29 protein-coding genes and 2 tRNA genes are annotated in these 26,243 nt (G+C 66.5%); 17 read left to right on the forward strand and 14 right to left on the reverse strand.

Annotation, left to right across the window (positions count from 1 at the left end; genetic code table 11):
- From VI480_RS15250 to rpmH, 4 genes are all read right to left on the reverse strand, one after another.
- Positions 1 to 1,090, reverse strand: a 1,090-nt coding sequence (locus VI480_RS15250; RefSeq protein WP_323673717.1) for a YidC/Oxa1 family membrane protein insertase, incomplete at its 3' end; no start/stop codon positions are given.
- Positions 1,090 to 1,374, reverse strand: coding sequence for a membrane protein insertion efficiency factor YidD (yidD, locus tag VI480_RS15255; protein ID WP_323673718.1), 285 nt, complete (start codon positions 1,372 to 1,374; stop codon positions 1,090 to 1,092). The genes yidD and VI480_RS15250, both read right to left, overlap by 1 nt.
- Complete coding sequence (gene rnpA, locus VI480_RS15260) at positions 1,371 to 1,718, reverse strand: ribonuclease P protein component (protein WP_323673750.1); 348 nt, start codon at positions 1,716 to 1,718, stop codon at positions 1,371 to 1,373. Before rnpA ends, yidD begins: the two co-directional genes overlap by 4 nt.
- Positions 1,715 to 1,849: a 50S ribosomal protein L34 gene (gene rpmH / locus VI480_RS15265; RefSeq protein WP_323673719.1), complete on the reverse strand. Its 135-nt coding sequence runs from the start codon at positions 1,847 to 1,849 to the stop codon at positions 1,715 to 1,717. Before rpmH ends, rnpA begins: the two co-directional genes overlap by 4 nt.
- Before the next feature lie 466 nt (positions 1,850 to 2,315).
- On the opposite strand from rpmH, the gene dnaA reads away from it, so the two are divergent.
- The 11 genes from dnaA (at position 2,316) to VI480_RS15320 (ending at position 13,697) form a co-directional block, all read left to right on the forward strand.
- Positions 2,316 to 3,950 (forward strand): chromosomal replication initiator protein DnaA, encoded by a 1,635-nt coding sequence (gene dnaA / locus VI480_RS15270; RefSeq protein WP_323673720.1) that lies wholly within the window; start codon positions 2,316 to 2,318, stop codon positions 3,948 to 3,950.
- 323 nt (positions 3,951 to 4,273) lie between these two features.
- Positions 4,274 to 5,383 carry a DNA polymerase III subunit beta gene (gene dnaN / locus VI480_RS15275; RefSeq protein WP_323673721.1) on the forward strand — a complete coding sequence of 370 codons (1,110 nt, stop codon included), beginning with the start codon at positions 4,274 to 4,276 and terminating at the stop codon, positions 5,381 to 5,383.
- A complete protein-coding gene (recF, locus tag VI480_RS15280) occupies positions 5,380 to 6,462 on the forward strand; it encodes a DNA replication/repair protein RecF (RefSeq protein ID WP_323673722.1) in 1,083 nt (360 codons plus the stop codon). Before dnaN ends, recF begins: the two co-directional genes overlap by 4 nt.
- A complete protein-coding gene (locus VI480_RS15285) occupies positions 6,459 to 6,701 on the forward strand; it encodes a DUF721 domain-containing protein (RefSeq protein ID WP_323673723.1) in 243 nt (80 codons plus the stop codon). The genes recF and VI480_RS15285 overlap by 4 nt, the downstream gene beginning before the upstream one ends.
- Positions 6,664 to 8,637 carry a DNA topoisomerase subunit B gene (locus tag VI480_RS15290; protein ID WP_323673751.1) on the forward strand — a complete coding sequence of 658 codons (1,974 nt, stop codon included), beginning with the start codon at positions 6,664 to 6,666 and terminating at the stop codon, positions 8,635 to 8,637. The genes VI480_RS15285 and VI480_RS15290 overlap by 38 nt, the downstream gene beginning before the upstream one ends.
- Before the next feature lie 34 nt (positions 8,638 to 8,671).
- Positions 8,672 to 10,054 (forward strand): DNA gyrase/topoisomerase IV subunit A, encoded by a 1,383-nt coding sequence (locus VI480_RS15295; RefSeq protein WP_323673724.1) that lies wholly within the window; start codon positions 8,672 to 8,674, stop codon positions 10,052 to 10,054.
- 62 nt (positions 10,055 to 10,116) lie between these two features.
- On the forward strand, positions 10,117 to 11,142 hold the full coding sequence (locus tag VI480_RS15300; protein WP_323673725.1) for a DNA gyrase C-terminal beta-propeller domain-containing protein: 1,026 nt from the start codon (positions 10,117 to 10,119) through the stop codon (positions 11,140 to 11,142).
- A gap of 180 nt (positions 11,143 to 11,322) precedes the next feature.
- Positions 11,323 to 11,670 carry a hypothetical protein gene (locus VI480_RS15305; protein WP_323673726.1) on the forward strand — a complete coding sequence of 116 codons (348 nt, stop codon included), beginning with the start codon at positions 11,323 to 11,325 and terminating at the stop codon, positions 11,668 to 11,670.
- Positions 11,671 to 11,687: 17 nt separating this feature from the next.
- Entirely contained in the window at positions 11,688 to 12,419 is a 732-nt protein-coding gene (locus VI480_RS15310) for a DUF3566 domain-containing protein (protein WP_323673727.1), read from the forward strand.
- 31 nt (positions 12,420 to 12,450) lie between these two features.
- Positions 12,451 to 12,524 (forward strand) — tRNA-Ile (locus VI480_RS15315).
- Between the two features lie 186 nt (positions 12,525 to 12,710).
- A complete protein-coding gene (locus VI480_RS15320) occupies positions 12,711 to 13,697 on the forward strand; it encodes an NAD(P)-binding domain-containing protein (protein ID WP_323673728.1) in 987 nt (328 codons plus the stop codon).
- A gap of 44 nt (positions 13,698 to 13,741) precedes the next feature.
- Here the strand turns inward: VI480_RS15320 and VI480_RS15325 are convergent, their stop codons facing one another.
- Positions 13,742 to 14,479: a maleylpyruvate isomerase family mycothiol-dependent enzyme gene (locus tag VI480_RS15325; RefSeq protein WP_323673729.1), complete on the reverse strand. Its 738-nt coding sequence runs from the start codon at positions 14,477 to 14,479 to the stop codon at positions 13,742 to 13,744.
- Positions 14,480 to 14,530: 51 nt separating this feature from the next.
- Here VI480_RS15325 and lgt point away from each other — a divergent pair, with 51 nt between their 5' ends.
- Entirely contained in the window at positions 14,531 to 15,436 is a 906-nt protein-coding gene (gene lgt, locus VI480_RS15330; RefSeq protein ID WP_323673730.1) for a prolipoprotein diacylglyceryl transferase, read from the forward strand.
- Here the strand turns inward: lgt and VI480_RS15335 are convergent.
- The 4 genes from VI480_RS15335 to VI480_RS15350 form a co-directional block, all read right to left on the reverse strand.
- The gene (locus VI480_RS15335; protein ID WP_323673731.1) at positions 15,359 to 16,255 is read right to left on the reverse strand and encodes a TIGR03564 family F420-dependent LLM class oxidoreductase; all 897 of its coding nucleotides are present in this window, start codon (positions 16,253 to 16,255) and stop codon (positions 15,359 to 15,361) included. The genes lgt and VI480_RS15335 overlap by 78 nt on opposite strands.
- Positions 16,256 to 16,318: 63 nt before the next feature.
- Positions 16,319 to 17,221, reverse strand: a complete 903-nt coding sequence (locus tag VI480_RS15340; RefSeq protein ID WP_323673732.1) for an LLM class flavin-dependent oxidoreductase — start codon at positions 17,219 to 17,221, stop codon at positions 16,319 to 16,321.
- 56 nt (positions 17,222 to 17,277) lie between these two features.
- Positions 17,278 to 18,315, reverse strand: a complete 1,038-nt coding sequence (locus VI480_RS15345; protein ID WP_323673733.1) for a sterol methyltransferase family protein — start codon at positions 18,313 to 18,315, stop codon at positions 17,278 to 17,280.
- A 47-nt stretch (positions 18,316 to 18,362) separates the two neighbouring features.
- Positions 18,363 to 19,571: an MFS transporter gene (locus tag VI480_RS15350; RefSeq protein WP_323673734.1), complete on the reverse strand. Its 1,209-nt coding sequence runs from the start codon at positions 19,569 to 19,571 to the stop codon at positions 18,363 to 18,365.
- 53 nt (positions 19,572 to 19,624) lie between these two features.
- Between VI480_RS15350 and VI480_RS15355 the strand changes: the two genes are divergently transcribed.
- The 5 genes from VI480_RS15355 to VI480_RS15375 all read left to right on the forward strand — a co-directional run bounded on the left by VI480_RS15355 (position 19,625) and on the right by VI480_RS15375 (position 22,141).
- Entirely contained in the window at positions 19,625 to 20,239 is a 615-nt protein-coding gene (locus VI480_RS15355) for a solute carrier family 23 protein (RefSeq protein ID WP_323673735.1), read from the forward strand.
- Positions 20,133 to 21,185, forward strand: coding sequence for a solute carrier family 23 protein (locus VI480_RS15360; protein ID WP_323673736.1), 1,053 nt, complete (start codon positions 20,133 to 20,135; stop codon positions 21,183 to 21,185). The genes VI480_RS15355 and VI480_RS15360 overlap by 107 nt, the downstream gene beginning before the upstream one ends.
- A gap of 90 nt (positions 21,186 to 21,275) precedes the next feature.
- The gene (locus VI480_RS15365; protein WP_323673737.1) at positions 21,276 to 21,575 is read left to right on the forward strand and encodes a DUF1330 domain-containing protein; all 300 of its coding nucleotides are present in this window, start codon (positions 21,276 to 21,278) and stop codon (positions 21,573 to 21,575) included.
- A 73-nt stretch (positions 21,576 to 21,648) separates the two neighbouring features.
- Positions 21,649 to 21,725 (forward strand) — tRNA-Ala (locus VI480_RS15370).
- Positions 21,725 to 22,141, forward strand: a complete 417-nt coding sequence (locus VI480_RS15375; RefSeq protein WP_323673738.1) for a DUF1801 domain-containing protein — start codon at positions 21,725 to 21,727, stop codon at positions 22,139 to 22,141. The genes VI480_RS15370 and VI480_RS15375 overlap by 1 nt, the downstream gene beginning before the upstream one ends.
- A 52-nt stretch (positions 22,142 to 22,193) precedes the next feature.
- Here VI480_RS15375 and VI480_RS15380 read toward each other — a convergent pair whose 3' ends face one another.
- From VI480_RS15380 to VI480_RS15400, 5 genes are read right to left on the reverse strand one after another with little or no spacing between them, the layout of a single operon-like run.
- Positions 22,194 to 23,270 (reverse strand): hypothetical protein, encoded by a 1,077-nt coding sequence (locus VI480_RS15380; RefSeq protein WP_323673739.1) that lies wholly within the window; start codon positions 23,268 to 23,270, stop codon positions 22,194 to 22,196.
- Positions 23,216 to 24,214 carry a hypothetical protein gene (locus VI480_RS15385; RefSeq protein WP_323673740.1) on the reverse strand — a complete coding sequence of 333 codons (999 nt, stop codon included), beginning with the start codon at positions 24,212 to 24,214 and terminating at the stop codon, positions 23,216 to 23,218. The genes VI480_RS15380 and VI480_RS15385 overlap by 55 nt, the downstream gene beginning before the upstream one ends.
- 52 nt (positions 24,215 to 24,266) lie before the next feature.
- Positions 24,267 to 24,806 (reverse strand): hypothetical protein, encoded by a 540-nt coding sequence (locus VI480_RS15390; RefSeq protein WP_323673741.1) that lies wholly within the window; start codon positions 24,804 to 24,806, stop codon positions 24,267 to 24,269.
- A 54-nt stretch (positions 24,807 to 24,860) separates the two neighbouring features.
- Positions 24,861 to 25,145: a hypothetical protein gene (locus VI480_RS15395; RefSeq protein WP_323673742.1), complete on the reverse strand. Its 285-nt coding sequence runs from the start codon at positions 25,143 to 25,145 to the stop codon at positions 24,861 to 24,863.
- A complete protein-coding gene (locus VI480_RS15400) occupies positions 25,142 to 26,221 on the reverse strand; it encodes a hypothetical protein (protein ID WP_323673743.1) in 1,080 nt (359 codons plus the stop codon). The genes VI480_RS15395 and VI480_RS15400 overlap by 4 nt, the downstream gene beginning before the upstream one ends.
- Positions 26,222 to 26,243 lie beyond the last annotated feature (22 nt).

The raw sequence follows: 26,243 nt of genomic DNA on the forward strand, positions 1-26,243 counted from the left end.
CTTGATTGCGGTTCTGATTCCGATCGGAGGAGCCGGTGCTGCGACGTGCTCGCTTGCGCGCATCGACAACTCGTTCTTCCGATGAGCGAGTCCGGCGGATCGTGGGAGACTCAGAAGGTTCCGGTACCGCAGCCGCCGGTGCGCTTTCGCCCGACGAGTTCTGCGAGCCCTCGCGTCGCTCTGCACGGCGGCGCTCACGCTCCGCACGGCGCTCCGCTTCAGCATCAAGGGCCTTGCGCGAGCGCTGATTCGGCACCTGGCGAGGCGGCTCTGGTTCCGGAACCTCCTCGGCCTCGATGACGTCGTCAGCGGATTCGGCGCCGACGAGCGGCTGCGGCGGTTTCATCGTGGCGTGAATGAAGGCCTGGGTCAGCATCCGGTAGATGCTGGACACGATGAAGTAGGGCACCAGCGCCGCCGGCACGAAGAAACTGAAGACCGGCAGCATGAACGGCAGGTACTTCATCATGATTTCCATCTGGCGATTCGGCATGGCCGCGTTGCCGCGCCGCCGCGCCATCTGGCGCTGCTGGAGCCAAGCCAGCAGGAAAGTGACGGCGATGAGTCCCAAGTACGGCAGCCCGTCGACGAAGTTGGCCTGAACCACGTCCCTTGCCACCTTCGACAAGTCCATGCCCAAGGACCGCATCTCGCCACCCGCAGCAACGATGTCCTCGTACATCTGCGAATCAGGACTCAGATTCCGGGGGAATGGATTGTCGACGGGATTGTCGTCGGGTATCCGCAGGTTCCAGATGACCCGGTACAGCACGATGAAGATCGGAATCTGCACCAAGTTCGGCAAGCAGCCGCCCAAGGGGCTCACCCCGTGGGACTGGTACAGCCTCATCATTTCTTCGTTGAGCTTCTGGCGGTCGCTGCCATGCCGCTTGCGGAGCGCGGCCATCTCCGGCTGCAGTGCCTGCATCTTGGTCATCGAGCGAGCGCCCCGCAGGGTGAGCGGGGTGAACAGCAGCATGATCGCCAGGGTCAGCATGCAGATGGCGAAGGTGTAGTCAGGCACCAACGAGTAGAACCACGCCATGACGGCGGCGATGCCGTCGAATATCGGATCAGCCCAGTCGAACATCAGTGCTCCAGGAGTCCCGTCGTTGCGACCGCACGGTGACCTCGACGGAGGTGATCACCCGTCTCCGGTACCGGGTCGTAGCCCCATCCGCCCCAGGGATGGCAGCGGCAGATGCGGCGGAGGGCCAGCCAGCCGCCACGTGCCGCTCCCCATGTCCGCAGGGCGTCCAGCGCATACTGCGAGCACGTCGGATCGAAGCGGCACGACGGCAGCCGCGAGCGGGGGAGTGCTCGATAGAGCTTCACGGCGGCGATCAGCGTCCGAGTAAGGGGCCCCGAGGTCATGGCCGGTTGTTCCCCCGGTTGCTCAAGGCGTCCGCGGCCAGCAGCAACCGCGTCAGCTCGGCTCGAGCCCGCTGGTAGGTCACCGCCGACGCCGCCAAGCGCACGCCGACCAGGTAACGGCCGGGCGCCAGGTCGGCGGCGTGCTCGCGAAAGAGCGCTCTCAGACGCCGGCGGGCTCGATTGCGCTGCACTGCAGTTCCCCGGCGGCGGCTGAGCGAGAATGCCACGCGCGGCCCCCCCAGACCGCGGTCGGCCGCGAACGTCATCCACAGCAGCTCGCTGTCGAATCGACGACCGCGGCGCAGTGCTGCGAAATCGGCCCTGCTGCGGCACGAATCGATCAGGCGCTCAGCCGTTGCCGGCCCTTGCGTCGGCGAGCGTTCACAATCGCCCGTCCCGCACGGGTGGACATGCGATGTCGGAAGCCGTGGCGGCGGGCCCGTCTGCGGTTATGGGGTTGGTACGTGCGCTTCACGCTGCAGCCTCCTGGAGGTTCAGGCCGCGGGCAGGTCCGCGAAATGCGGTGCGGCGGCCGGAGCGTGCCCGGGTGTCGACCCGAGAGCATGAACAGCCTACGGGTGCCGATCCCTTCCGATGCGCGCAGAGGCGAGCTCGCAGGCGAAGCCGTGGCGCGGGCGGCGCGCGCGAAGACGCGCGACGCCCACGCACGGAGCCGTGTCGCAGGTGCCTGATATCGGCCACGACGCGCGTCGCCGGGACAGCGAATTTCCCTGTCATCCGCTTGTTTTGCGGGCGTTATGGGTCTGTCGCTGAACTGTTGCGTTCCCGTCGACTCGAGCACCTCACGGGTGCGCAAAGACGCGCTTGCAGCAGTGACAGCGCGGCCATAGGTTCCGACCACCGGGTGCCGCTTGGTGGCTCGCAGGCGAACAACAGGTTCCGCGGGCACACGACGGACAGAGGCGAACGAGGTTGTCGTGGTGAGTTCTCCGCAGGCAGGTGCCGCAGCACACGAACCTGAGGATCATCGCCACATCCCCCAATCGCCAGAATTCCAGTCTCCCGAGTCGCCATCACCAGAGCCGTCGGCGGCTGCCCATGTGACGCCGGACACGGCGCCTCCACTGCCCGAGGGCGCCCGCGCGAACACCGATGAGCTGTGGTCGCAGTGCCGCGACATTTTGCGGGCCACCGTGTCCGACGCGCTCTGGCTGGGCTACTTCCGCCACCTGCAGGCACTGCACATCGACAGCGAGCTCGCCGTATTGATCGCGCCGAGCAACATGATCCGCGATCGCATCCAGCGGCGGTACATCCCGATGCTCCACGCCGCCTTCGAACAACTGCCTGTTCGCCCGCAGACCTACGAGATCGAGACCCGCCCCGAGCTTGGCGATCTCGACAGCGCCAACGGCGCAGATGCAGATCCTCACGACGTGGATGCAACACCTGACGGTGACGCTGCGAGCCCGGGCGATGGCGAGGCCTGGCACCCCGCGACCGGTTCCGCCAACTCGCCGGCCCCTGCCGATAACACCATCACAACGACAGCGACGCCGACGCCCGATGCCAGCGCAACACCGCGGAGAGTGCCGGGCGTCGACATCACCAATCCCCGCTACACCTTCGAGAGCTTCGTCACCGGCAGCAGCAACCGGTTTGCACAAGCGGCGGCCCTTGCGGTTGCTGAGACTCCCGGCATCGCCTACAACCCCCTGTTCATTCACGGCGGCACCGGCCTCGGCAAGACCCATCTGCTGCAGGCGATCGTGAACTTCCTCGGCGTCACCCTGCCCGAGCATCGTGTCCGGTACGTCTCTACGGAGACATTCCTCTCAGAGTTCATCGAAGCCATCCGCACGAACACGACGCCGGCGTTCAAGAGGCGCTACCGCGAACTCGACGTGCTGCTGCTCGATGACATCCAGTTCATGGAAGGCAAGGAAGGCCTGCAGGAGGAGCTGTTCCACACGTTCAACTCGCTGCACGTGGCTGGTCGTCAGATCGTGATCTCCTCTGATCGCCCGCCTCGCAGCATCTCCACACTGTCGGATCGGTTGCGCAGCCGGTTCGAATGGGGCCTGATCACGGACATCCAGCCACCTGATCTCGAAACCCGAGTGGCCATCCTGCGCAAGAAAACCGAGCACGGCCATGTGCCCGATGAAGTGCTGGAGCACATCGCGCACCTCATCACCAACAACATCCGCGAGCTTGAGGGCGCACTGGTGCGCGTCACCGCGTACGCCAGCCTCACCCGCAGTCCCGTGACGCTGGAGATGGCACAGCAGATACTGAGCGATGTCCGTGAACCGCAGGAGACGCCCATCACCACCGACCGGATCCTGAACATGACCGCGGACATGTTCGGCTATGACGTGAGCGAGCTCACCAGCCAGCGCCGTCAGCAAGGCTTGGTCAACGCCCGTCAGATCAGCATGTATGTCATGCGGGAGCTCACTGACCTGAGCTACCCAGCGATTGCCAGCGTCTTCGGCGGCCGAGATCACACCACCGTGATGCACGCTGTCAAGAAGATCAACAGCCTGCTGCCTGCTGAACGCAAGGTGTACGACCAGGTTGCCCAGCTGATAGCGCGCGTCCGGGCTGCTTGACGCCGACCCGCCGAGTGCTGTCCGCTGTGCGGCTGGTGACTGGATCTAGGGTGTCTCCACACGCTGTGGACAATGAGTGGAAAAGTTCTCGACAAACCTCGGGAAAAGTCGGGCTTTTCCACGATCACGCTGGCTATGCGGAAATGGGAGGGTGAAGCTGTGGACGCGCAGGCAAGACTGTTGACAGGCTGCGTTGCGCTGATCTGCGATAACGGTCAGTCGTCCACAATTCACAGCCCCTACAGCTACTACCGAATAAGTCTCAATCTTCTCATTGAGGATGATCTGTCTCACCGGTCTTGTACGGCCAAGGAGAACCGCCCGTGAAACTGCGCATTGAACGAGATGCACTGGTCGACCAGCTGACTTTGGCAAGTCGCGGGGTCAACGTGCGCGGGGGCGGTTTGTTCGTGCTGACCGGGCTGCACCTGCGAGCTGACGGCGAGGGGCTCACGGTCACGGGCACCGATCTTGATCTCACCGTGCGTACGCAGCTGCGTACGCCAGTGGAGACGGAGGGCGAGACCGTGGTGCCGGCCCGGCTGTTGACCGATATCGCCCGAGCGTTGCCGCCAGGCGAAGTGGACATTCAGGTTGACGACGATGAGGTGCAGATCACCAGCGCACGAGCGCAATTCTCGGTGCGGACGCTGCCGACCGCCGATTTTCCCACCCTGCCACAGCCGACGGGCGACGATGTCACCGTGCCGGCTGGCGACTTGGCCCAAGCGTTTCGCCAAGTGGTCCGCGCAGCAAGTTCTGACGATGCCCGGCCGATCCTGACCGGGGTCCTCATGGCGGCCCGGGGCGACGGCTTGCGGCTGGTGGCCACCGACTCGTACCGCCTCGCCCTGCGGGACCTGCCCGAGGCACAGGTACTCGGCCCGGGGCAGCAAGTGCTCGTGCCGTCTCGGGCCTTGGAAGAGCTTGGCCGGATTCTCGATGCCAGCAAAGACGTAACCATGCGACTCGGAGAGCGCGAAGTCGCCTTTGAAGTCAGCGACGACGCTCAGTCGGCCCAGGTGACCTGCCGTCTCATCGCGGGCGACTTCCCCAGTTATGAACCGCTGATTCCTGACTCTCATGAGAACCGGCTCGAGGTGGACCGTGCTGCGTTGCTTGACGGTGCACGCCGGCTTCGCCTGCTGGCCCGCGACACCAATGCGCCGCTGCGGATGGAATTGCGGCCCGACAGCATCGAGCTGACAGTCATCAGCCAGGACGTCGGCAGCGCGAGCGAGGAAGTCGACGCCACTTATGACGGAGAGCAGACCACGGTCGCCTTCAATCCTGACTATCTCATCGAGGGACTCGACGCGGCTGGCGGTGACACTGTCGAGCTGGTGCGTCTCGATGCACTGAAGCCCGCTGTGCTGCGGACGCCCGGACAGGGAGAATTCCTGTATCTGTTGATGCCCGTTCGGGTGTCGTGATCATTGCCTGGCTGAGCATCGAAAATTTCCGGAATCACCGGTCCACGAAACTGTCGCTCGACGCAGAGCGGACGCTCGTGGTCGGGCCCAACGGACATGGCAAGACCAACCTGCTGGAAGGCGTCGCGTTGCTCGATGGCTCTGGTTCGTTCCGCGGGGCGAGTGCGGAGACACTCGTGCGCGCTGGCTGCGATCGGGCTTTCGTGCGTGCTGAGATTCGGCGAGCGCGTCGCACGCACCTGGTGGAGATAGAGATCGCGGCGGCCGGCCGATCTCGGGCGCAGGTGAATGGACAGCGAGTCCGATCACTGCGCGACCTCGCCGAAGTGGTCAGCGCGGTGGTGTTCTGTCCGGCTGACCTGTCGATCGCGGCGGGTGGACCGTCGGTGCGTCGCGAGCTGCTCGACAATGTGCTGACGAGCACTGATCGTGAGTACCGGACCACGCGGCGCGATTTCGAGCGAGTGCTGCGGCAGCGCAACAACCTTCTGAAGCAGGCCGGTCACCGCCCCGACGCCGAGGCTCTGGCAACGCTCGATGTCTGGGATGCACAGCTCGCGGAAGTCGGAGAGGCCATCGCACACCGGCGCGACGCCTTGTGCACGGCGTTGGTGTCTCCGGCTCAGGACGCGTATTGCCAGCTCGCCGGATGCGATGCGAGTCTGAGACTCTCCTATGCGGCCGAGTGGCGTGAGAGCGGCCTCGCGACCGCGCTGGCGCAGGCGCGCCCGGACGACCTGCGACGCGGCACCACCGCCATGGGCCCGCACCGGGATGACATGACGATCTGCCTGGACGGACTGCCGGCGCGCACTCACGCTTCACAAGGGGAACAGCGCAGCATTGCCTTGGCGCTGCGCCTGGCCCAGCACCGGTACACGTCGCAGATCAGCGGGATCGAGCCGATTGTGCTGCTGGACGATGTGTTCTCTGAACTCGACGAGGGACGGGCCCAACGTCTCGTCGGCTGCCTGCCTGTCGCACAGACGATCGTGACCTCGGCCACCGGCCACGTGCCCCCCGGAATCGAAGTCCACAGCCAAGTTCACATCCAAGACGGCGAGGTGATCTCAGGATGAAGAAACGCCGTCGCGCAACAGGCGGCCGAGAGCCGCGGTCGATCAGTGATTCGCTCAAAGCAGTCACGGCCGGATTCGGTTCACGGGGCCGCGCGATCGACCTCAACGAGCGCTGGGCCGAGGCTGTCGGCGAGGCCATCGCGGCGCACTCGCAGCCCGAGAGGCTCGAAGCAGGCCGGCTCACCGTCGTCGTGGACGATCCTGCCTGGGCGACCGAATTGCGTCGCCGTCGGCACTGACAGCACCGTTTCCGGCGACTACAACGCCGACGCGATCACGGTGCTCGAGGGTCTTGAGCCGGTCCGTGAACGTCCCGGGATGTTCATCGGCTCGACCGGCCCCGGGGGCCTCCACCATCTCGTCTATGAGGTGGTCGACAACGCCGTCGACGAGGCCATGGCAGGCCACTGCAGCTCCATCGAAATCACCCTGCGCGCTGACGGTACGTGCAGCGTCACCGACGACGGTCGCGGCATCCCCGTCGAGGCCCATCCGCAGTACCCCGACAAGTCGGCCGCCGAAGTTGTCCTGACCGTGCTGCACGCTGGCGGCAAGTTCGGCGGCACCGGGTACAAGGTGTCCGGCGGGCTGCACGGCGTCGGTGTGTCCGTAGTGAACGCTCTGTCGTCCGAACTGGAAGCTGTCATCGACCGGGACGGCCGCCGCTGGAAGCTGCAGTTCTGCAACGGCGGCGAACCGGTCGGCGAGCTGACCGACACTGGCCCGTCGCCCGAGAGCAGCACCGGCACCACCATTACGTTCAAGCCCGATCCGACGGTGTTCGATCACGTCGAGTTCCGGGCCCAGACGCTGACCGAGCGGTTGCAGATGATGGCGTTTCTCAACGCCGGCCTGTGCATCGGCTTCACCGACGAGCGGCGACCCAAACCGGTCCGCCACGAGTTCTGTTACCCAGGCGGCATCCGCGACTTCGTCCGCCATCTCAATGAGTCGTCCGAAGCACTGTTCGACGAAGTTGGATTCCTCTCGGCCGCCGAAGACGGCGACGAGGTGGAGATCGCCTTCCAGTGGAACACCGGCTTCAACACCGATGGCATCCACAGTTTCGCCAACGGCATCAACACGGTCGAGGGCGGCATGCATGCCGAGGGTTTCCGCTCGGCACTGACGTCCGCGATGAACAACTACGCCCGTGATCGCAAGATGCTGCGCCCCGACGACGACAACCTTCAGGGCGATGACATCCGCGAGGGCCTCACCGCGGTGGTGAGCGTCCGCTTGGAAGCACCGCAGTTCGAAGGTCAGACCAAGGCAAAGCTGGGCAACACCGCTATGCGCAGCCTCGTTCAGAAGGCCGCCTACAGCGGGCTCAGCGAATGGCTCGAAGAACATCCGACCGAGGCCAAGCTGGTGACCGGCAAGGCCATCGATGCTCGCCGGGCACGCATCGCCGCGCAGAAGGCGCGCAATACGGTGCGCAAGTCGGCCCTGGGGGGCGCTGGCCTGCCTGGCAAGCTCACCGACTGCTCCTCAGGCGATCCTGAAGAGGCCGAGCTGTACATCGTGGAGGGCGACTCGGCCGGGGGATCAGCCAAGGAGGCGCGCGACCCCGCGACCATGGCGATCTTGCCGATCCGGGGAAAGATCCTCAACGTTCAGCGAAGCCGTCCCGAGCGCATCTTTGACAACAACGAGATCAGCGCGCTGATCTCAGCGATCGGTGCCGGCGTCGATGGCGCGACCGGCGAGAACGGTTTCGACGACGCCAAGATCCGCTACCACAAGGTGATCCTGCTGTGCGATGCCGATGTCGACGGCAGCCATATCCGGACGCTGCTGCTGACGTTCTTCTTTCATCGGATGCGCAAGCTGCTCTCGGGCGGCTATGTGTACATCGCCCAGCCGCCGCTGTACTCCACCAAGGTCGGCACCGAGACGGTGTATCTCAAGGACGACCGGGCCAAAGACGCCTTCCTGTCGGACCGGCCCAACCACCGCAACGAGTTCCAACGCCTCAAGGGTCTCGGCGAGATGGATGCTGCCGAACTCTGGGAGACCACCATGGACCCGGCTCGACGGACTTTGCTGCGCGTCTCACTTGAAGAGGCCGTCACAGCTGACCGCATCTTCAGCGTTCTCATGGGCGACGACGTGGATGCCCGCCGGGGCTTCATCCAGGACAACGCCAGCGACGTTCGCTTCCTCGACGTCTGATCGTGGCAGGCAGACGGATCCGGCTGGAAGCGCCATGAGCGACGGCGAACCCGACACCAGCCCTGGCTCGCCTGACGAGGGCGGCGCCATCGGAATTGTGGACGTCGAGATCCAGACCGAGATGGAGCAGTCGTTTCTGGACTACGCCATGTCGGTCATCACCTCGCGGGCGCTGCCCGATGCGCGAGACGGCCTGAAGCCGGTGCACCGCCGGATCCTGTGGTCGATGTTCGACACCGGCCTGCGGCCGGACCGGCCCCACAAGAAATGCGCCACGGTGGTCGGCGATGTCATTGCCAACTACCACCCTCACGGCGACGGATCGATCTACGACGCGCTCGTGCGGATGGGTCAGTCGTTCAGCTTGGCCAACACCTTGATCGATCCGCATGGCAACTTCGGCTCGCCGTCGGACCCGCCTGCTGCCTACCGCTATACCGAGTGCCGCCTGACCGACCTGGCCATGACCATGGCCGAGAGCATCGATGAGCAGACGGTGGACTTCGCTGCGAACTTCGACGGCTCCCGCACCGAACCGATGGTGATGCCGTCGCGGTTCCCGAACCTGCTCGTCAATGGCAGCCAAGGCATCGCGGTGGGCATGGCCACCAACATCCCCACGCACAACCTCGGCGAGATCATCGACGCCACGATTCACCTCATCGGGAATCCCGAGGCCTCCGTTGAGGAATTGATGGAGTTCGTGCACGGGCCCGACTTCCCGACTGGCGGGCGGATGCTCGGCCGGTCCGGCGCCCGCGAAGCCATGGCAACCGGGCGCGGCTCAGTGAAGCTGCGGGCCCGAGCCGAGATCATCGAGAACGGCAAGCGGCCGAGCATCGTGGTCACCGAGATCCCGTACCAGACCTCCATCGAGAACATCGAGCGCAAGATCGCCGATGCGGTGAACCGCAAGGTCATCGAGGGCGTCACTGCGCTGCGCAACGAATCCGCACGGGGTGAGATGCGGTTCGTCATCGAGCTGCGACCGTCGGCGCCGGCGAACGTGGTGCTCAACAACCTGTGGAAGCACACGCCGCTGCAGTCCAGCTTTGCCGTGAACATGGTGGCGCTGGTCGACGGGGTGCCCCGCACGCTCAATCTCAGGGATGCCTTGGTCGCGTATGTCGACCACCAGATCGAGGTGGTGACGCGGCGCAGCCAGCACCGGCTGGACGAAGCCAGGGCGAGAGCGCACATCGTGGAGGGCCTGCTGCGTGCGCTCGACCTGATCGACGAGATCATTGCCCTGATCCGCGCCAGCGACGACCGCGCCGCGGCACTGGCGAGGCTCTGCGACGAGCCGATGTCGTTCAGCGCGGAACAGGCCAATCACATTCTCGACATGCAGCTGAGCCGCCTGACCCGGCTGGGGGTGACGACGGCCGGCTGCGGCAGGTCATCATCGATGAGCTGAGCGCGCTGCGCGACGAGCACCAGACGCCACGACGCACCGAGATCGTCACCGACCCCGGCGAGATGGATGCGGAAGATCTCATCGAGGACGAGCCATTGGTGGTGACGCTGACGCGTGAGGGATACGTGAAGGCAACGTCGCCTGACGTGTTCCGCACGCAGGGACGGGGCGGTCGTGGCGTACAGGGCGCACGGCTCAAGGACGACGACGTGGTGGTGCGGGTGGTGCTGACCACCGCGCATGCCTGGCTGCTGTGTTTCACCAACCGCGGCCGCGTACACCGGTTGAAGGCGTACGAGGTGCCGTTGACCAACCGCACCGCACGGGGTACGGCGCTGGTGAACCTGCTGCAGCTCGCGGCCGACGAACGAGTAGAGGCCGTGGTGGAAGCGCGGGAATTCCCGTCGGATCGATACCTGATGTTCGTGACCCGCAACGGGCAAGCGAAGAAGACTTCGCTGCGTGACTACGAAAACATCCGCTCGAACGGCTTGATCGCGCTGAGCCTGCGCGAGGGAGACGAACTGGTACGGGTCCTGGAGACCTCAGGTGACGACGACGTGCTGATCGTGTCGCGTGCGGGACAGGCTGTTCGCTTTTCAGAAACCACGGTTCGATCTATGGGCCGCGTGGCTGCCGGCGTTCGAGCCATGCGCTTGCGCGACGGCGACGCCGTGGCTGCTGTCGACGTGCTCCATCCGAACGAGACTCGCGATCTGCTCGTCGTAACGAGCAACGGTGCCGCCAAGCGGACAGCCGCTGAGGAGTTTGGACGCAAGGGACGCGGCCTAGTGGGCGTGATTGCTGTGAAGCTGACTGATGCCACATCGCATGTCGCGGGCGCTCGTCTCGTTGATGATGACGATGAGGTGCTGCTGGTGTCCTCCAGCGGTGTGCTCATCCGAACGCCCGTGAGGGAGATTTCCCAACAGAGTCGCGTCGCAACGGGCGTGCGAGCGATGTCGCTCGACGATCACGAGGCGGTCGTGGCGATTGCTCTCGTTGAGCTGCCGGACATTCCAGAGAGCGACAATTCCGGCAGCGAGCCCCGCGAAAACCCTGCGGGCGAGGTGAGCTCGACGGCATAGCTTCGGCCGATGCCTACGACGAGACAGAGCCCCGGCTTCCGAAGAGGCCGAGGCTCTGTCGAGTTTCTGTGGGGCCGCTGGCAGGTGCCAGGACGTCCGGACTTGACAACCTACGCCGAGGGTTCGAGTCCCTCCGGCTCCACGCGCACACGGTATCAGGGCGGGCAGGCGGCGCTGCCGGTGGCGTTACTGGCTCTGGCACTGCTGCTCAGCGTCGGCTTGGTGGCGCGTTGGGGTCAGGCCGCGCTGGCGAGTTCGCGGGCCCAGGCCGCTGCGGACGCAGCAGCGCTCGTGACGCTGGCAACCGCTGATGTAGCAGCGATCCAGCATGGAGTGATGCCCGACGATGCTGCCGCCCAGAGCGCGGTCCGCGATGCCGGCGGCGCGCTGCTGGGCTTCGAGGTGCATGTCGACGACGGCGCGGCGCACGTCGAAGTTGTCGTGGAACTCGACGGCCAGCGGGCATCCGCTGCCGCTGCGGCACCGTTGCCGCAGGCTGGCTCAGCGACCGGGGGTCCTGCGGGCTGACTCCTACACTGCGAAGCGTGGCCGATGCGACATCGGGCGGGGAGCCGCCGTCGCCGGAGCCGGGCGGGCCGACTCCCACCGACGAACTCTTCGCCGAGGCGCTGGGCATTACCCCAGCGAGCAGCGCCCGTCGTCGCCGTGGCCGCACGCCGGCCGCACAGAACCCGCCGCCCGCGGCATCCATGCCGCCCCCCATACCCCCGTCGCAGCATCAGGCTCCGTCACCGGGTCAGATGGTGCCGCCCCATGCGGCGTCGGGCCAGACTCCGCCGTCTCCTGGCGCGGTCGGCCAGCCAGCAATGGCCCCGCCCCCTTCGACCCCAGCACAGTCTGAAGAATCCCCGGCGGTGCGCTGGGCATGGCTGAGCCAGCGTCGAGCCCGGGTCCGGCGAACGCATCGGATCCTGCGTCACATCGATCCTTGGTCGGTGTTCAAAGTGTCGGTGCTGCTGTACGCCTGCCTGTATGTCGCGGTGCTGGCGGCTGGTGTGCTGTTGTGGAATGCGGCCCAGCGCTCAGGTCTCGTCGACAAGGTGGAGTCATTTATTACCGAAGTCGGCTCCTATGAGAGCTGGACCATCGACGGCATGGTGATCTTCCAGCGCGCCCGGATCATCGGGCTCATCGTCGCCACAGTCGGCGTGGCCTTCAACGTGGTGATGGCGATCATGTTCAACCTGATCAGCGATCTCACCGGCGGCGTCCGAGTCACCGTGCTCGAAGACGAGCGCCGGCCGCCCGCTCGCTAAGCCGAGTTGGCTGTAGTGTGTGCGGCTCCGCGGGGCTATAGCTCAGTCGGTTAGAGCGCACCCCTGATAAGGGTGAGGTCGTTGGTTCGATTCCATCTAGCCCCACACATGGACCCGCGTCGGGCGCAGTGAGCTTTCTTCGCCGGGCGTTGCTCGCCGTCGTCGTGGGTGGATTGGTCACGGTCGTTCTACGGCTGCGCTCGTCGCAGGACCTTCCTCGCCGTGAAGGCAGCTGGCGTGAGCTGGCCGGACCCGACCTGCGGTGATCGCTGAACACATGAGCCCAATCTCGTGAACACAGTCGCAGTCATCGGCGCCGGCGCGGTCGGGCAGCGAATCGCCCGGCAGCTGGCCTCACGGCCCGACGTCGATCGTCTCGTGCTGGGATCGCGCCACACTGCTCGCCTGCGCGGCCTCGCTGCACAGTTGCTCGATGTGGACGTGGAAGTGCTGGAACCCGGTGCCTTGCCCGAAGCGGACGTGGTGGTGCTCAGCCTGCCGAGCGGGGGCCACGCTGCGCTGGCCGGCAAGGCCCTTGAGCGCCACTCGCACGTGGTGTCGCTGTCGGGTGCTGTGGCCGACGTCGAGCAGTTGCTCAAGATGAACAAGCGAGCCATGAACGCCAAGCGGTCTGTTGTGGTCGGTGCGGGCTTCTCGCCGGGGTACAGCTGCCTGCTGGCGCGCCACGGCGCGGCCAGATTCGACGTGGTCACCGAGGTGCACATCGCCCGGGTCGGCACCGGAGGTCCGGCATGCCAGCGCCAGCTGCACCGTGCCAGGACCGGCACGTCGGTGGATTGGCGCGACGGACAATGGCGCCGCCGGCGCGGCGGATCGGGTCGGGAGCTCGTGTGGTTCCCCGACCCGCTCGGCGCCCACGACTGCTACCGGGCGGCGCTGGCGGATGCGCTGTTGCTCGTGCCGGCGTTCAGCGATGTCGAACGGGTGACCGCCCGTGTAGCGGGTACGCGGCGCGATCGCCTCACGGCCATGCTGCCGATGCTGCGGCCGCCCCATCCCGAGGGCGGGCCGGGCGGTGTGCGGGTGGAGCTGCGCGGCGTGCGAGACGGCCGCCACTGCACCGACGTGCTCGGCGTGATCGACCATCCCAGCGCGGCCGCTGCTGCGGTGGCAGCGACCGCTGCCGGCTGGGCGCTGGCCGACGAACTGCCCACCGGAGCGTGGGGGCTGGGGATGCTCGACGACCCGTTGCCCTGGCTTGCCGAGCTGGCTGAGCGAGGCGTCCGCGCCGCCGCCTATGAGGGCGCACGCCTGTAGCGCTGGGAGCGGAGGCGCTTGCCGCCTCCGCTGCGGGCACTCGGTCAGAAGCGCACGTCCCGCTGCCATTCGTCCAGCAGGTCGGTTCGGCCGAACGTCTCGAGCTGTTCGGGGCCGATGCGGCCCCACACGAACAGCAGGAGGTCCTGCGCCGAGCCGCGTGCAGCTACGTCGGACTTCGCATGCGCACGCTCCACCTGCATCCCGTCGGGTGTGCGGGTGATGACCCATTCTCCGTCAGCGTCGGTGGCGTGCAGGTGCACGGTCTCGCCGTTTCCGGCGAACCCATCCGGTAGCCGCAGGCGCACGTAGACATCGAAGAGCTCGTTGACACCGTCGACAGCGAGTTCGGGAGCAATAGGTGCCGGCGTAATGCCAAGAGCGGCTTCAGCGTCCCACCGGTGCATCGTGGACTCGTGCGCCATGCGCCGCCACCAGAAGCTCATGGACTGCTGTTCGGGGTCCCACGACCAGGCTTCGGCGTCCGGCGCTCGACCCGTCATGAGGCCGGTGAGTGATTCGAATGCGTCCGCGTGCCACTGCGATACGGAACCGGGAGGTCTGGTGATGGTGGCTGGATCGACGCGCGTTCCCGCAGTGATGCTGCTGCGCACGAATGTCCAGACCGTGGCGCAGTGCTCGATCAGTGCTTCGAGGGTCCAGTCGCCGCAGCTGGGGACGCGCCTGGCCCACATGTACGGCGAGCGTTCGGCCTCCGCGGCGATTTCGTTGAGTCGCGCGCCTTCGGCAGCCCGCAACTCTGCGTACCCTGTGGCGTTCATGGCCTGTGATCTCCTGCTCCTGCCGGTCGAGCCAATGGCCGCAGCCATGACGTGAGCGGGCTCCTGGCGTCGATTCCCAGCCCGTCGAGGAGCTACATCTCGTTCGGACCGCTCGACATTCGAGCCTATGGCGTTGCCATCGCCGTGTCGGTGCTGATTGCGCTGTGGATCACCTCCCGCCGCTGGCGTCGGGCGATCGCACACCGGGACGATGCGTACCGGGCACGCGCCAACGATCTGGTCGGGACGATCGCGATCTGGGCGGTTCCCGCCGGCCTGATCGGTGCCCGGCTGTATCACGTCATCACCGACTTCGATCGCTACCAGGACAACCTCGGCGACGCGCTGAAGATCTGGCAAGGCGGGCTGGGCATCTGGGGCGGCATCTCGGTCGGCGTGCTGGTTGCGGTGTGGATGCTGCGCCGTGGCGGGCACAGCACCGGCGCGATGCTCGACGCGCTGGCGCCCGCGCTCGCGGTGGCCCAAGCCATCGGCCGGCTGGGGAATTGGTTCAACCAGGAGCTGTACGGTCGGCCTACGGACCTGCCGTGGGGGCTCGAGATCGACGAATCGCACCGCGTCGCCGGCTACGGCCTCGAAGACACGTTTCACCCGACGTTTGCGTACGAGGCCCTGTGGAATCTGTGCTTGGCGGCTGTGCTCGTGTGGGGAGCTCCCAGGGTGCTCCCGCGGCTGCGCACCGGCTACCTGTTCGCGGTGTACGTACTCGGCTACACCGCCGGGCGGCTGTGGATCGAGCTGCTGCGCATCGACACTGCCAACGAGCTCTGGGGCGTGCGGATCAACGTGTGGACCAGCATCGTGGTCGGCCTCGCAGCGCTGATTGCCGTGCTGGTGGGCCTGCGTCGCGGCCCCGATTCAGTTCAGCAAGCTGATCAGGGTTTCGCGGGTGGCGGCTTGCTCGTCGAGGGTGCCGAACGCCGATCCGGCGAATGACGTCACGCCGCAGTCGGCCAGCGCGTTGATGCGGTCGCTCACCTCGGCTGCACTCCCGATGACGGCGATGTCTTCCGGTCCGCCGAGGCCCTCCCGGTCGAGCATCGCCCGGTAGCTGGGCAGCGTGCCGTACACCACCAAGTCCTTGGCAGCCCGCTCGCGGGCGGTGGCTGCGTCATCGGTGACGCACACCGGAAAACCGGCCACCACCTGGGGCGCTGGCCGACCGGCCTCGGAGGCCGCCTCGTTGATGGTGGGCGCAGTGTGATCTCGCAGTGTCGCTGGCCCGGTCATCCAGGTGAACGTGCCGTCGGCCATGCGTGCGGTCAGGCGCAGCATCTGGCTGCCCAGCGCCGCGACGAACACCGGCGGCGCGTCGGCAGCCGGGGGAGTGATCTCGCCACGCCCGACGACGGCATCGCCGCCGTGGGAGACGCGGCGGTCCGTCATCAGCTTCGTCAGGATCGTCAGGTAGTCGCGCATATGCGCAATGGGCCGGTCGAACGAGTAGCCCCACATGCCCTCGACCACTGGCTTGTGCGACGGGCCGATGCCCAGGTCCAGCCGTCCGCCGATCACCGCCTGGGTTGTGAGTGCTTGCTGGGCCAGCATCATCGGATGCCGCGGGTAGGTGGGCACCACCGCGGTGCCGAGCCGGATGCCGGGTACCTCGCGGCCAGCCACGGCGATGGTGGTCAGCGCGTCGTGCCCGAAGATCTGCGGCGTCCAGTAGCGGCGGAAGCCCTGCTCAGAGGCCTCGCGGATGCTGGCCTCGAAACGCTCGGGTGTGGTGTCGAATCCGAACAGCTCGATATGCATGCCCGGCAGCGTAACGGCGCGCCTGCCCGCGTTTCCGAGATAGCCGTCGAGACAGCCCCAGGCTCAGGCAAACGTGTCGAACAGCTCCTCGAGCGCCTTGAGCTGGCCGCCGCTCGTGCTGGATGGCACCAGGATCGGCGTCTTGCAACCAGCATCGAACCATGCCTCGACGCCGTCACGGACCTGGCTGGCCGAGCCGTACAGCGTCGCGTTCGACAGCCAGTCGTCGGTCATCGCCCGGTCCAGCGCCTCGGTGTCGCCCGCGGCGATCGCCGTCTCGGCGGCTTCCATCTCGTCGACCCAGCCGGCCTGCTTCCAGTAGTTGCGGTAGTTCGGCAGCGACACGTAGCCGGCGAGCGTCTTGCGGTTCCGCGCTGCTCCGGCGGCGCGGTCGTCATCGATGACGGTCGGGATCATGTTCCCCACGAAGAAGTCGTCACGACTCGCGGCGTCACCGAGGTGCGCCACGGAGTTCCGGAAGTCGTTGCAGCTCGCGTTTGCCCACACGGCACCGGAACTGATCTCGGCCGATAGCTCGGCCATGCGCTGGCGGAGCGTGGCCAGCACGATCGGCGGCAGATCGCCGTGCTGTGCCGACGCGGCCTCCATGGCAGCGATGTACTCGCGAGTGTCAGCGAGCGGCTTGCCCGGCGTGATGCCGAGGCGCTCGTGTACGGGACCGTGCGTCACGCCGATGCCCAGCCAGAATCTGCCGCCCGAGATCTCGTGGATGAATGCCGCAGTCGAGGCCATGTCGACCGGGTTGCGGAAGTAGATCGGCTGCACCGAGGTGCCGAAGTGGATCTCGTTGGTGACATGGGCAATTGCTTGGCACAGCGCCACCGGATCGCCCATGGAGGGGCAGTAGATGCCGCTGAATCCTCGTTGCTCGATCTCGGCGGCAATTTCCAGGGTGCGTTCACGGCGGCCGCGCACGGCGGCCAGCGAAATGGCAGGCATGTTCATGCGGGGTTTCCTAGCAGACGTTCCCGATTGTCGCCGTTGGCTGTGCCGCGGGGCTCTCAGGGAGACTTGCGGGCCACGAAGCAATACAGCGTCGTGAAGATTCCCGTCTTGCCGCCGGCGACGTAGGCGTCGGCGGTGCGATCGAGCAGCTTGGCGATCTCGGCGGTACCTCTGGGCAGGATCCTCAACGTTTCAGCCACGCGTGCAGCCCGGATCGCGAGCTGTCGACCCAACGGTGTTCCTCGCAGGGTGATGCGGCGTGTACCGCTGCGCGCCTCCATCGGCTGATACCACGGTGTTGCCGATCCGTTTGCTGTGGTTCCGCGGTCAATTCCTTCGATGACTTCGAATCCTGCTGATTCGAGTGCTCGGTTGACTTCGGCGAATGTTGCGATCTGCTTGAGTGCGATCCCGCGCATCAGTTCTCGCTTGATCTCCTGATGATTCGCGTTGTCGGGATCGAACGTGTCTGTCAGGCACATTTCCTGACCCCACAACAGCGCACCGGGCTTCAGCACCCGCGAGATCTCGGTGAATGCGCCGACCTTGTCCGGCGCATGACAGGTCGACTCGATCGCGTAGGCCCGGTCGTAGGTGCCGTCCTCGATGGCACCCATGTCCATGAAGCTGGTCTCTACGTAGTCGATCATGTCGCCGAGGCCTGCTTCGGCGGTCAACTCCCTCGCCCTGGCCAGCTGGACTTGGCTGCTGTTGATGCCGGTGACCTTGACGCCTGCTTCGCGGACCACCGTCCGCATCGGTCCGCCGATCCCGCACCCGACGTCGATGACCGACATGCCCTCGCGCAAGTCCAGCTTGTCGATCATCAGCCGCTGATGCCGAAGCTTGGAATCTTCCAAGCTCTCCTGTGGAGTCAGCGGTGCGAAGTGGAGCGATTCACCCCAGCCGTAGATCATGAGGTGGCTGCAGATGTCGTAGTACTCCGTTGCCGTCTCGGCGTGGTCGGAACTCGGGCCGTCGCTCGGCGCGTACGTCTCGTCGAGCCGTCCGTTCAGCTGCGCCACCCGGTGTCGAAGATCCGAGCCGCGGTACGACGCTTTCAGTCCGCGCGCGACCTGCCAGATGCTGCTCACCCGGGGGAGCCTAAGAGGCTGAGCCCCGGGGCCGATCCATGCACGCTCTACAGCGATCCTGCGACGGCCGTTTCCCGCATCGGCAGCATCAACAGGCCGAGTGCGATGAGGCTGGTGACGGTGACGAGCACGATTGCAGGTCCGAAGCCGGAGGCGTCGATGATGAAGCCGCACACCGCCGGACCGGCCAGCGCGCCGACACCGAGACCCGTGTAGTGAATGCCGATCACGCCGCCCAGGTTCTCCACTCCGTACCAGCCGGCCAGCACCGACGGTGTTGCGGTCACCCACACCGCCCAGCCGACACCGTGGGCAACAGCACTGGCGATCAGCACTGCGGGGTTCCCATCAGAAATCCACCAGATCACCAGCGCTGCCGTCATGGCTGCAAACGCCGCCCGGCACAGCCACATCGGATCGGCACGGTGGCCTAGTGCGCCGCAGGCCAGGCGGGCGACGACGCTCGTCGCGCCCGAGATGCCGATCAGTGCTGCGGCCAATGTCGGCGCGACACCGCGGTCGACCGCGTAGTCGTTGTAGAACGCGACCGGCGCGTAGAAGCCTGGCCCGATGGCCACGACTGCTGCAAAGAACAGCAGAAAGCGGCGCGAGCGCACGAGTTGGGAGACACCCAGAAGACGAGCGGGCGACGTGCGCACCCTGTCGCCGCGCGTGGCTGCCCAGCCGATCGCGACGAGAGCCACAGCAGCCAGCACGGCGTAGGTCTGGCGCCAGCCCAGCGTCGAGATCAACGCGTGGCTCGCCAACGGCATCACCAGAGTTCCGGCACCCACGCCCGCCAGCAGGAAGCCCATCGCCGCGGGACGCCGTCGTTCGCTGAAGCTGCGACCGATGAGGCCGATCATCGACGGGTAGCAGAAGCCGGTGGCCAGCCCCACCAACACACCGAAGGCGGCGTAGGTCTGCCACAGCGCATCCGAGGCGGCAGTGAGCGCCAGCCCTGCGGACATGGCGAGTGCTGCGGCTGCGATCAGCAGCCGGGCGCCGAAACGATCCCCGATGCGGCCGCCGATGGCGCCGCCGGCGTAATAGGTGCAGACGGCCGTGGAGAACAGGGCGGCCACAGGGCCGGTGGTGGTGCCGAGGTCGTGTGCGATCGGTGTCAGGAACACCCCGAACGAGAAGAGAATCCCGAACGTCACGAAGTTGGCCGCAAACGCGGCAACCGCAACTGACCACGGGGCCGCAGGGTCCGCCGATCCCCCGGAATGCGTCAGATCCGATGTGGATGCCACCAGTCCCCAAGCTTGCCCTGTCGGTACCGTGGTCCACAGATCGGTGGATGCCCGTGAACGACGACATTCGCTTCGAGCCAGACGAACGCCCGCCCGCGCTGCTGACGCTCAACGTGGCGATACAGGGAGCGGTGCTGATCGTCACCAACGTGGTCACGTTCATCGTCATCTACTCCGCTGCGGTTGATCCTGCCGCTCTTGGCTCTGGCGGCAGCTACGCCGAATGGGCGGTGGTCGGCGCGTTGCTTGTGGCTGGCGTCCTCACTGCGCTGCATGCGTCACGGCTGGGTCCGGGGCACCTCCTGCTGTGGGGTTCGGGCATCCCCTTCATGGTCCCGTGCATCCTTGCTGTCAACGAGGGCGGCCCGGCGCTGGCAGCGAGCCTGGCGGTGACTTCCTCATTGCTGCAGTTGGCCATGGCTGCGGGGCTGGCACGGCTGCGGCGGCTGATCACACCAGTCGTGGCCGGTGTGGCGTTCATGATGATTTCGCTGTCGGCCATGCCGATCGCCATGCGGCGGCCAGCCGGCACTCGATGCGCCGTGGCTCGACCTTCCCGATGTGGGCAGCTGGCCCGGCTTCGCCTCCATCTTCGATGCCGACTACTGGTCGCTGCTGCCGGTGTTCCTGGTGATCAGCGCCGTGGTGGCGGCACGGGCCACGAGTGAAGGCGTGTCAGCGCAAGAGATCTCCCGCCGCACGGCTCGCGCTGTCGACTTCCGCGGCGTGCAGCGCACGGTCGGCGTGGGCGGTCTGGCGGTATTTCTGTCGGGAATCGCCGGCACCTTGCCCGCAATCTCCTACCTACCGGCCACGATCTCCCTGCTCAGCTTCACCCGGGTGGCGGCACGGCGGGTCGGTCTGGTGATGGGAACGATGCTGATCGTCCTGGCGCTGCTGCCCAAGGCGGTCGCTGCGCTGATCACCATTCCGCGGCCTGTCAGCGGAGCGCTGCTGATGGCGATCTTGGGCTTGCTCTTCATCGAAGGGGTGCGAGCGGTGACGCGCGATGGCCTGAGCCGCCACCGCGGCTTCATCGTGGGCCTGTCGCTCTCGGTCGCTGTCGGCCTGCAGAGCCAGCCGAGCTTCCTGGAACTGCTCGGCGATCCGGTTGCGGCGCTCTTGGGCAACGGCGTGCTCGTGGGCGTGGTCATCGCCGTACTGCTCACCAGCGTGTTCGAGATGACGAGCGGCCGGCGTCAGCGGTTCGAGACGGTGCTGGACCGGTCAGCCTTCGGCGATCTCGACGGGTTCTTGCGCACGTTGGGCGACGGCATGGGGTGGAACAGTGCGTCAGGCGAGCGTCTGCGCGCCGCCGGGGAAGAGACGCTCACGGCGATGATGCAGCTGCTCGAGGACAATCCCGGCGATGTGCCGCCGCGAGTGGTGCTCAATGCTCGGCCCGCCTCCGGAGCGGTCGAGCTGGAGTTTCTGGCGCTGTTCTCCGAGGAGAACATCGAAGACCGGATCTCGTATCTCAACGAGCAGGCCTCCACGCCTGATGTCGGTGACCTCTCGTTCCGCTTGCTGCGGCTGCACGCCGCAGCTGTCCGCCACCGCAGGTACCACGGCATCGATGTCGTGACCGTTGAGGTCGAAGGATCGGCGGCCTGACATTGACGCATCAGCTTGGCTAGATGACTGTGTGGCGTGGAATAGCGTGCTTGCAGCAATTCGCATGCTCATCGGAAGGGGACAGCGGGCATGAAGGGCTACGTCGTCATCGACAACGAAATACTCGACCCCGAGGCCTTCTCGGAGTTCGCTGCGAAGGTTCCCGACGCAATGGCCGCCTATGGCGGCCGGTTCGTTGTGCGTGGCGGCAACCCGGAGGCGGTCGAAGGGGATTGGGCACCAGACCGGCTCGTCATCATGGAGTTCGACAGCCGCGAGCAAGCCAGCGCCTTCGCTGCCTCGGCCGAGTTCGCCGCCCTCGCCGAACTTCGTGGCCGCGCACTGAAGTCCCGGCTGCTCGTGGCCGAGGGGTACGACCCCTCCGGCTGAGCCACCCTCTGGACAGCCCGGCTCATCCCGATTCGCTTGCGGGACCGGCCGATACCCTCAACCTCCGACCTGCGGGGCTGTAGCTCAGATGGCAAGAGCACCTGCTTTGCAAGCAGGGGGTCACGGGTTCGAGTCCCGTCAGCTCCACCATGCCGGACGCTCCAGGGCCGAAGCTGCTCGCAGGGGGCAATCCGCAGATCCCCAAGGGCGACGGCGACGGCCCGGTGCAGGCCTACATCGAGGCGATGCCGGAATGGAAGGGCACTATCGCTCGCCAGCTCGATGACCTGATCGAGCATGTCGTGCCGGACGTGCGCAAAGCGGTGCGGTGGAACTCGCCCTTCTATGGCGTCGAGGGGCGCGGGTGGTTCGCGAGCTGCCACGCGTTCACGCGCTACGTCAAGGTGACGTTCCTGAACGGGGCGTTGCTGCAGCCCCCGCCGCCCGGATCGGGCAAGGACCCTGATGCGCGCTGGGTGGACATCGGCGAGGACGAGTTCGATGACACTCAGATGGAAGTGTGGATTCGCCAATCGGCGGCGGGCGACGGCTGGCACGGATTCTGAACGCCGGCGGTTTGGAGCTTCCCATCGACTCAGGCAGATGTCGGAACCAGGCTCAGGCAGCGACGAGTCCCGCGACGGGTCGTGACGGCTGTCGATCGGTGACACGTTCGAGAAAGGCCCGGGCGTCGTCGGGACGGTCAGCTTTGACGTAGGCGGCGAGCAGCGTGTTGGTCATCAGATCACGCTGCGCCCGGCTGCCGCCGATGCGGACGACTTGGGGGATCAGCGGTTCGAGAACATCGATGGCCGTCGCCCAGTCGTCGTTCTCGAATGCCGCGTATGCCCGGGTGAGGTTGGCCCCAGTGGTCCCGGCGGGGAGCTGTGCAGCGTCGCCCAGCTCTTGCAACTGGGCGACGCACGCCTGCAACTGCTCGGTTTCGCCGAGCGCTGCGTACAGCAGCCCGACGTGGGCGTCCACGAACACCATGGGCTGCGGGAATCGCGCTTCGTAGAACTCGCGCACTTGTTGCCAGACGTCAAGGTCACGGGGCCGGCCGGCCAGCGCAGATCGCCACATGAACGACGTCGAGTCGGAGAACACGGTGATCGGCGGGCTGGTGGTTGCCCCAGGCAGGCAGTTGTTGCGGAACGCCTGCCAGGCATCGTCATGGCGGCTGACTGCCATGAGCACCAGTGCGTAGTGCCACCAGATGTGGCAGTGCAGCACGCTCGCCCGGTCTGAGCCCGCGAGCCATCCGTCGAGGAAATCGACCGCTTCGTCATCGGCACCGGCTTCGAAGAGCGCGTGCACGAGCGTGTGGGCACCGTGTGGAGTGCTCGGGCGTTGTTCGAGCGCACGTTCAGCAAGCTGCCGGCCCCGGTCCCACCGGCCGGTCTCGATGAGCGCGAAAGCGTGCACGGTGGCGAACCACCAGTCGTCGCCGTAGTGGGAGACGAGCGGTTCGAGGAACGCGAGCAGTTCGGCTTCCCTGCCGATGCGGCCGCTGAAGCCGATGGCGCCGAAGACGCCGCAGGCGGGCGCGAGGGCGAACGCGTCGCGGGGAAAGTCGATGACGTGTTGGCGGATGAGGTCGAGTGCTCGGGGCACCTGGCCGGCAACCAGCAGCCGTGGTGTCAGACCACTGCCAGCGACCAGACGAGCGGGAGGCCGGACCCAAGCTCGGTCCACTTGGCATCGTCGGACACCTGCCAGACCTCGCCGGTGTCGGTGCCGACAAGCACGCCGCCCACGTTGTCGGGATCGGCGATGAGGCCATGGAAGTTGACCGGAGACGGCGAATGGGCGCCGTCGCAGAGCGATCGCCACGACTGGCCGTGGTCATCCGACCGGTAGAGGGCCGCATGAGCCCCGCCGTCGTCCTTGTAATGCGAGAACGCCGTGGGGGCACTGGCGACCGTGACGCTGTAGGGGTCGCGGCGGTCGATGCACAGCGGCCGCGAGTAGCGCGGCACGACGCCCTTCCAGGCGTATTGCCATGACTCGCCGTAATCGTCGGAGCGGAACACGCCGGCATTGCCTTCGAGCTCTTCGGCGACGCCGTCAAAGCGGCCATAGCCGGTGCTGATGAACAGCACCCCCGGCTCGGCGGGATGGGCGAACATCATGTGGATGTCTGGGTTGTTGCCGGGCAGGTCGACCGTCCAGCTCTGGCCGCCGTCGGTGCTGCGGGCCACACCGCCGACTTCGACGCCGACCCAGATGCGGTCGGGATCGTTCTCGTCGATGACAAGCGCTCGTGCCCGCCCCGGCAGGGGAGGCTCGACCGGCACGCACCAGCGCTCCGCTTCAGGGAGAGCGGCGAATGTCGTGATCTCGTCCCACGTCGCGCCGCCGTCGTCGCTGCGGAACAGGGCCGCCGGCTCGGTGCTGGCGTACAGTCGGCCGTCGCTGGCAGCTCGGATCTGCCACACCTCGCGCCCAGCGAGCTGCGGCCCGGCCCAAGTCTGGCCCCCGTCCTCGCTGGTGAACAGGCCGCCAGCCGATCCGGCGAACAGGCGGCCGTCGACGTTGACGAGGTCGCGGACGTGGCGTGCTTCGAGCGTCTGGGTGGATCCCACGTCGTCGATGACGAAGACGCCCTTGGTGGTTCCCGCAAGCAGCTGACCATTCATGGGTTCACCCTAGATCGCACGCGGAAATGGCGGGTTCGGGCCCCCCAGCCGTTCACGGACTGCTGTGCTCAGTCGTTCGAGGGTCGTCGAGCGTGATCGTCCAGCCGGGTCCGAGTTCGGTGTCGAAGCGGTGCTGGAACATGGGCACGAGCATCGAGGCGGGCAGCACGCACTCGGCGCAGGCTTCGTCGGGAATGTGGAGGCTGAGCGCGATATGCCGCCCTGCGACCGTCGCCGTGAGGTCGGCACGGTCGGCGCGCAGGACAGCGGCCAGTTCTTCGACGACATCGGCAGGCGCTGATCCGGCCGTTGGTGATTCCGCTGCGTCGGTGATGGTCAGCCCGTCACCGCGTGGCAGCTGGGCATCGGCGTCGAACGATTCGTCGCCGAGGGCTGATCTGGCATCAGGGGTGGTGAGCAGGCCCAGCACAGCCGCGGTGACGGCATCGGCGAGCGCGTCTGCTTGCGCTTCGGTGAGGCTGCCGATGGGGTGGGGCACGGTGGCGAACGGGTAGTCGTCGAAGCCTTGGAGTTCGGCAATCGCTGTGCCGGTTGTCGCGAATGGCTCGGTCAGCACGGCTGCGGCGGGCACGCCGGCCTGCTCGCAGTGCACGGCGTCGAGCACACTGCTCGACGAGCAGCTGCCTCAATCGCCGATAGCCGCAATGACCGCCGTGACGTCGGCTGCCAGTGCCTCCACTTCTTCGGGTGTCGCAGGCAGGTTCGCCGTCGACTTCACCAGCAGCAGCGAGTCGCGGGCGCCGTGGGAGTCGATCAGGTTCTGGGCGACCCGATTCAGAATTCGCCTGGCGTGGGTCTTGCCGTTGCTCACCAGTCCCAGCACGGCGCCGTCCAGCGATGCCGGGCGCTGTGCAGCCGAATTGCCACCACCGGCCATGGGCAGCGTCGGATCGACCAAGGTGACCGTCATGGCGTGAGTATCTCCTGGGTGATGAGCGGGACACTGCGGTCGCGGCTCCAGGTGGGAAAGAACGAGGAGTGGCCTCCGGCGTCGCCGCCGCCGACCATGAGCGCGATGTCGTCGGGACATGTCCCGCGGGGCACCGAGACATCCTCGTCGCCGGGCTGCACCTGCGGGTCGGTTTCCATCCACTGCGTCGGGTGGAAACCCGTGACGTTGCCTGCTGCCTCAACCTTGCCGCCACGCTTCACATCCGCATAGGTGCGAGTGGCGTGGGTGAACAGGTACTCCTGCACCCGCGCCCGGCTCCAGTCAGCAGCGCCGAGCTTGCGGGCGTGCTCAGGAGCGAACACCACCAGCGACCGGCCCGAACTGAGTGAGCCGAGTGCTGACATCGTGTCGGCGAACGTGCCCAGCAAACCCTCGGGATCGGGTGATGCATGGTTCAGCACGTTGTGGCCCGACTCGGCTGCCATCACCGTGACCGTGCTCTGGCGGGGCGAGTAGCCGAGCGAAACGTGGTACGGCTCCCACGGGCTGGTGGCCTCGTCCTCGCCGAAGCACATCGCGTATTTGCCGGCCCAGCCCTGGGTGCTCTTGTCGAGTTTGCCGGGAATGGCAGCGAGGCAGTTCCGCAGCACCAGCCGCACCGCGCGGCCGATCGTGGCGTTGGCCCGGAAGCCTGGGCCGAACAGGTTCTCCTTGCAGTGGATGCCGATCTCGTCACGGATCGGACCGTTGACTGCAATCAGGACGGCTGCGCCGCCGGTGCTGGCCGACACGGCATGCAGCTCGAAGGCCGGGTCGCCGATGGAGGCGAGAGCGGCACCCACGACAGGGAAGTACTCAGGCAGGCATCCAGCCATAACGGCGTTAGCAGCCGCCTTGCGGGCGCTGACCTCGAGGCCGCGTGCGGGTTCGCGCAGCAGGACATCGTCTGCGTCCCAGATGCCGCCGGCAACCATGGCGTTCACGAGCGGCTCGGTCGGCGGCACCACCGGCAGCCCGTCGGTCCAGCCGGCCTCGTAGCAGGCCTCGATGGCCTGCCACAGGTCGGTCAATTCGAGATCGCCGTTCGATGTCATGGCCTGCGGTCAACTTTGGTGA

Source organism: Candidatus Poriferisodalis multihospitum (assembly GCF_028283155.1).
Taxonomy (GTDB): Bacteria; Actinomycetota; Acidimicrobiia; order Acidimicrobiales; family Poriferisodalaceae; genus Poriferisodalis; species Poriferisodalis multihospitum.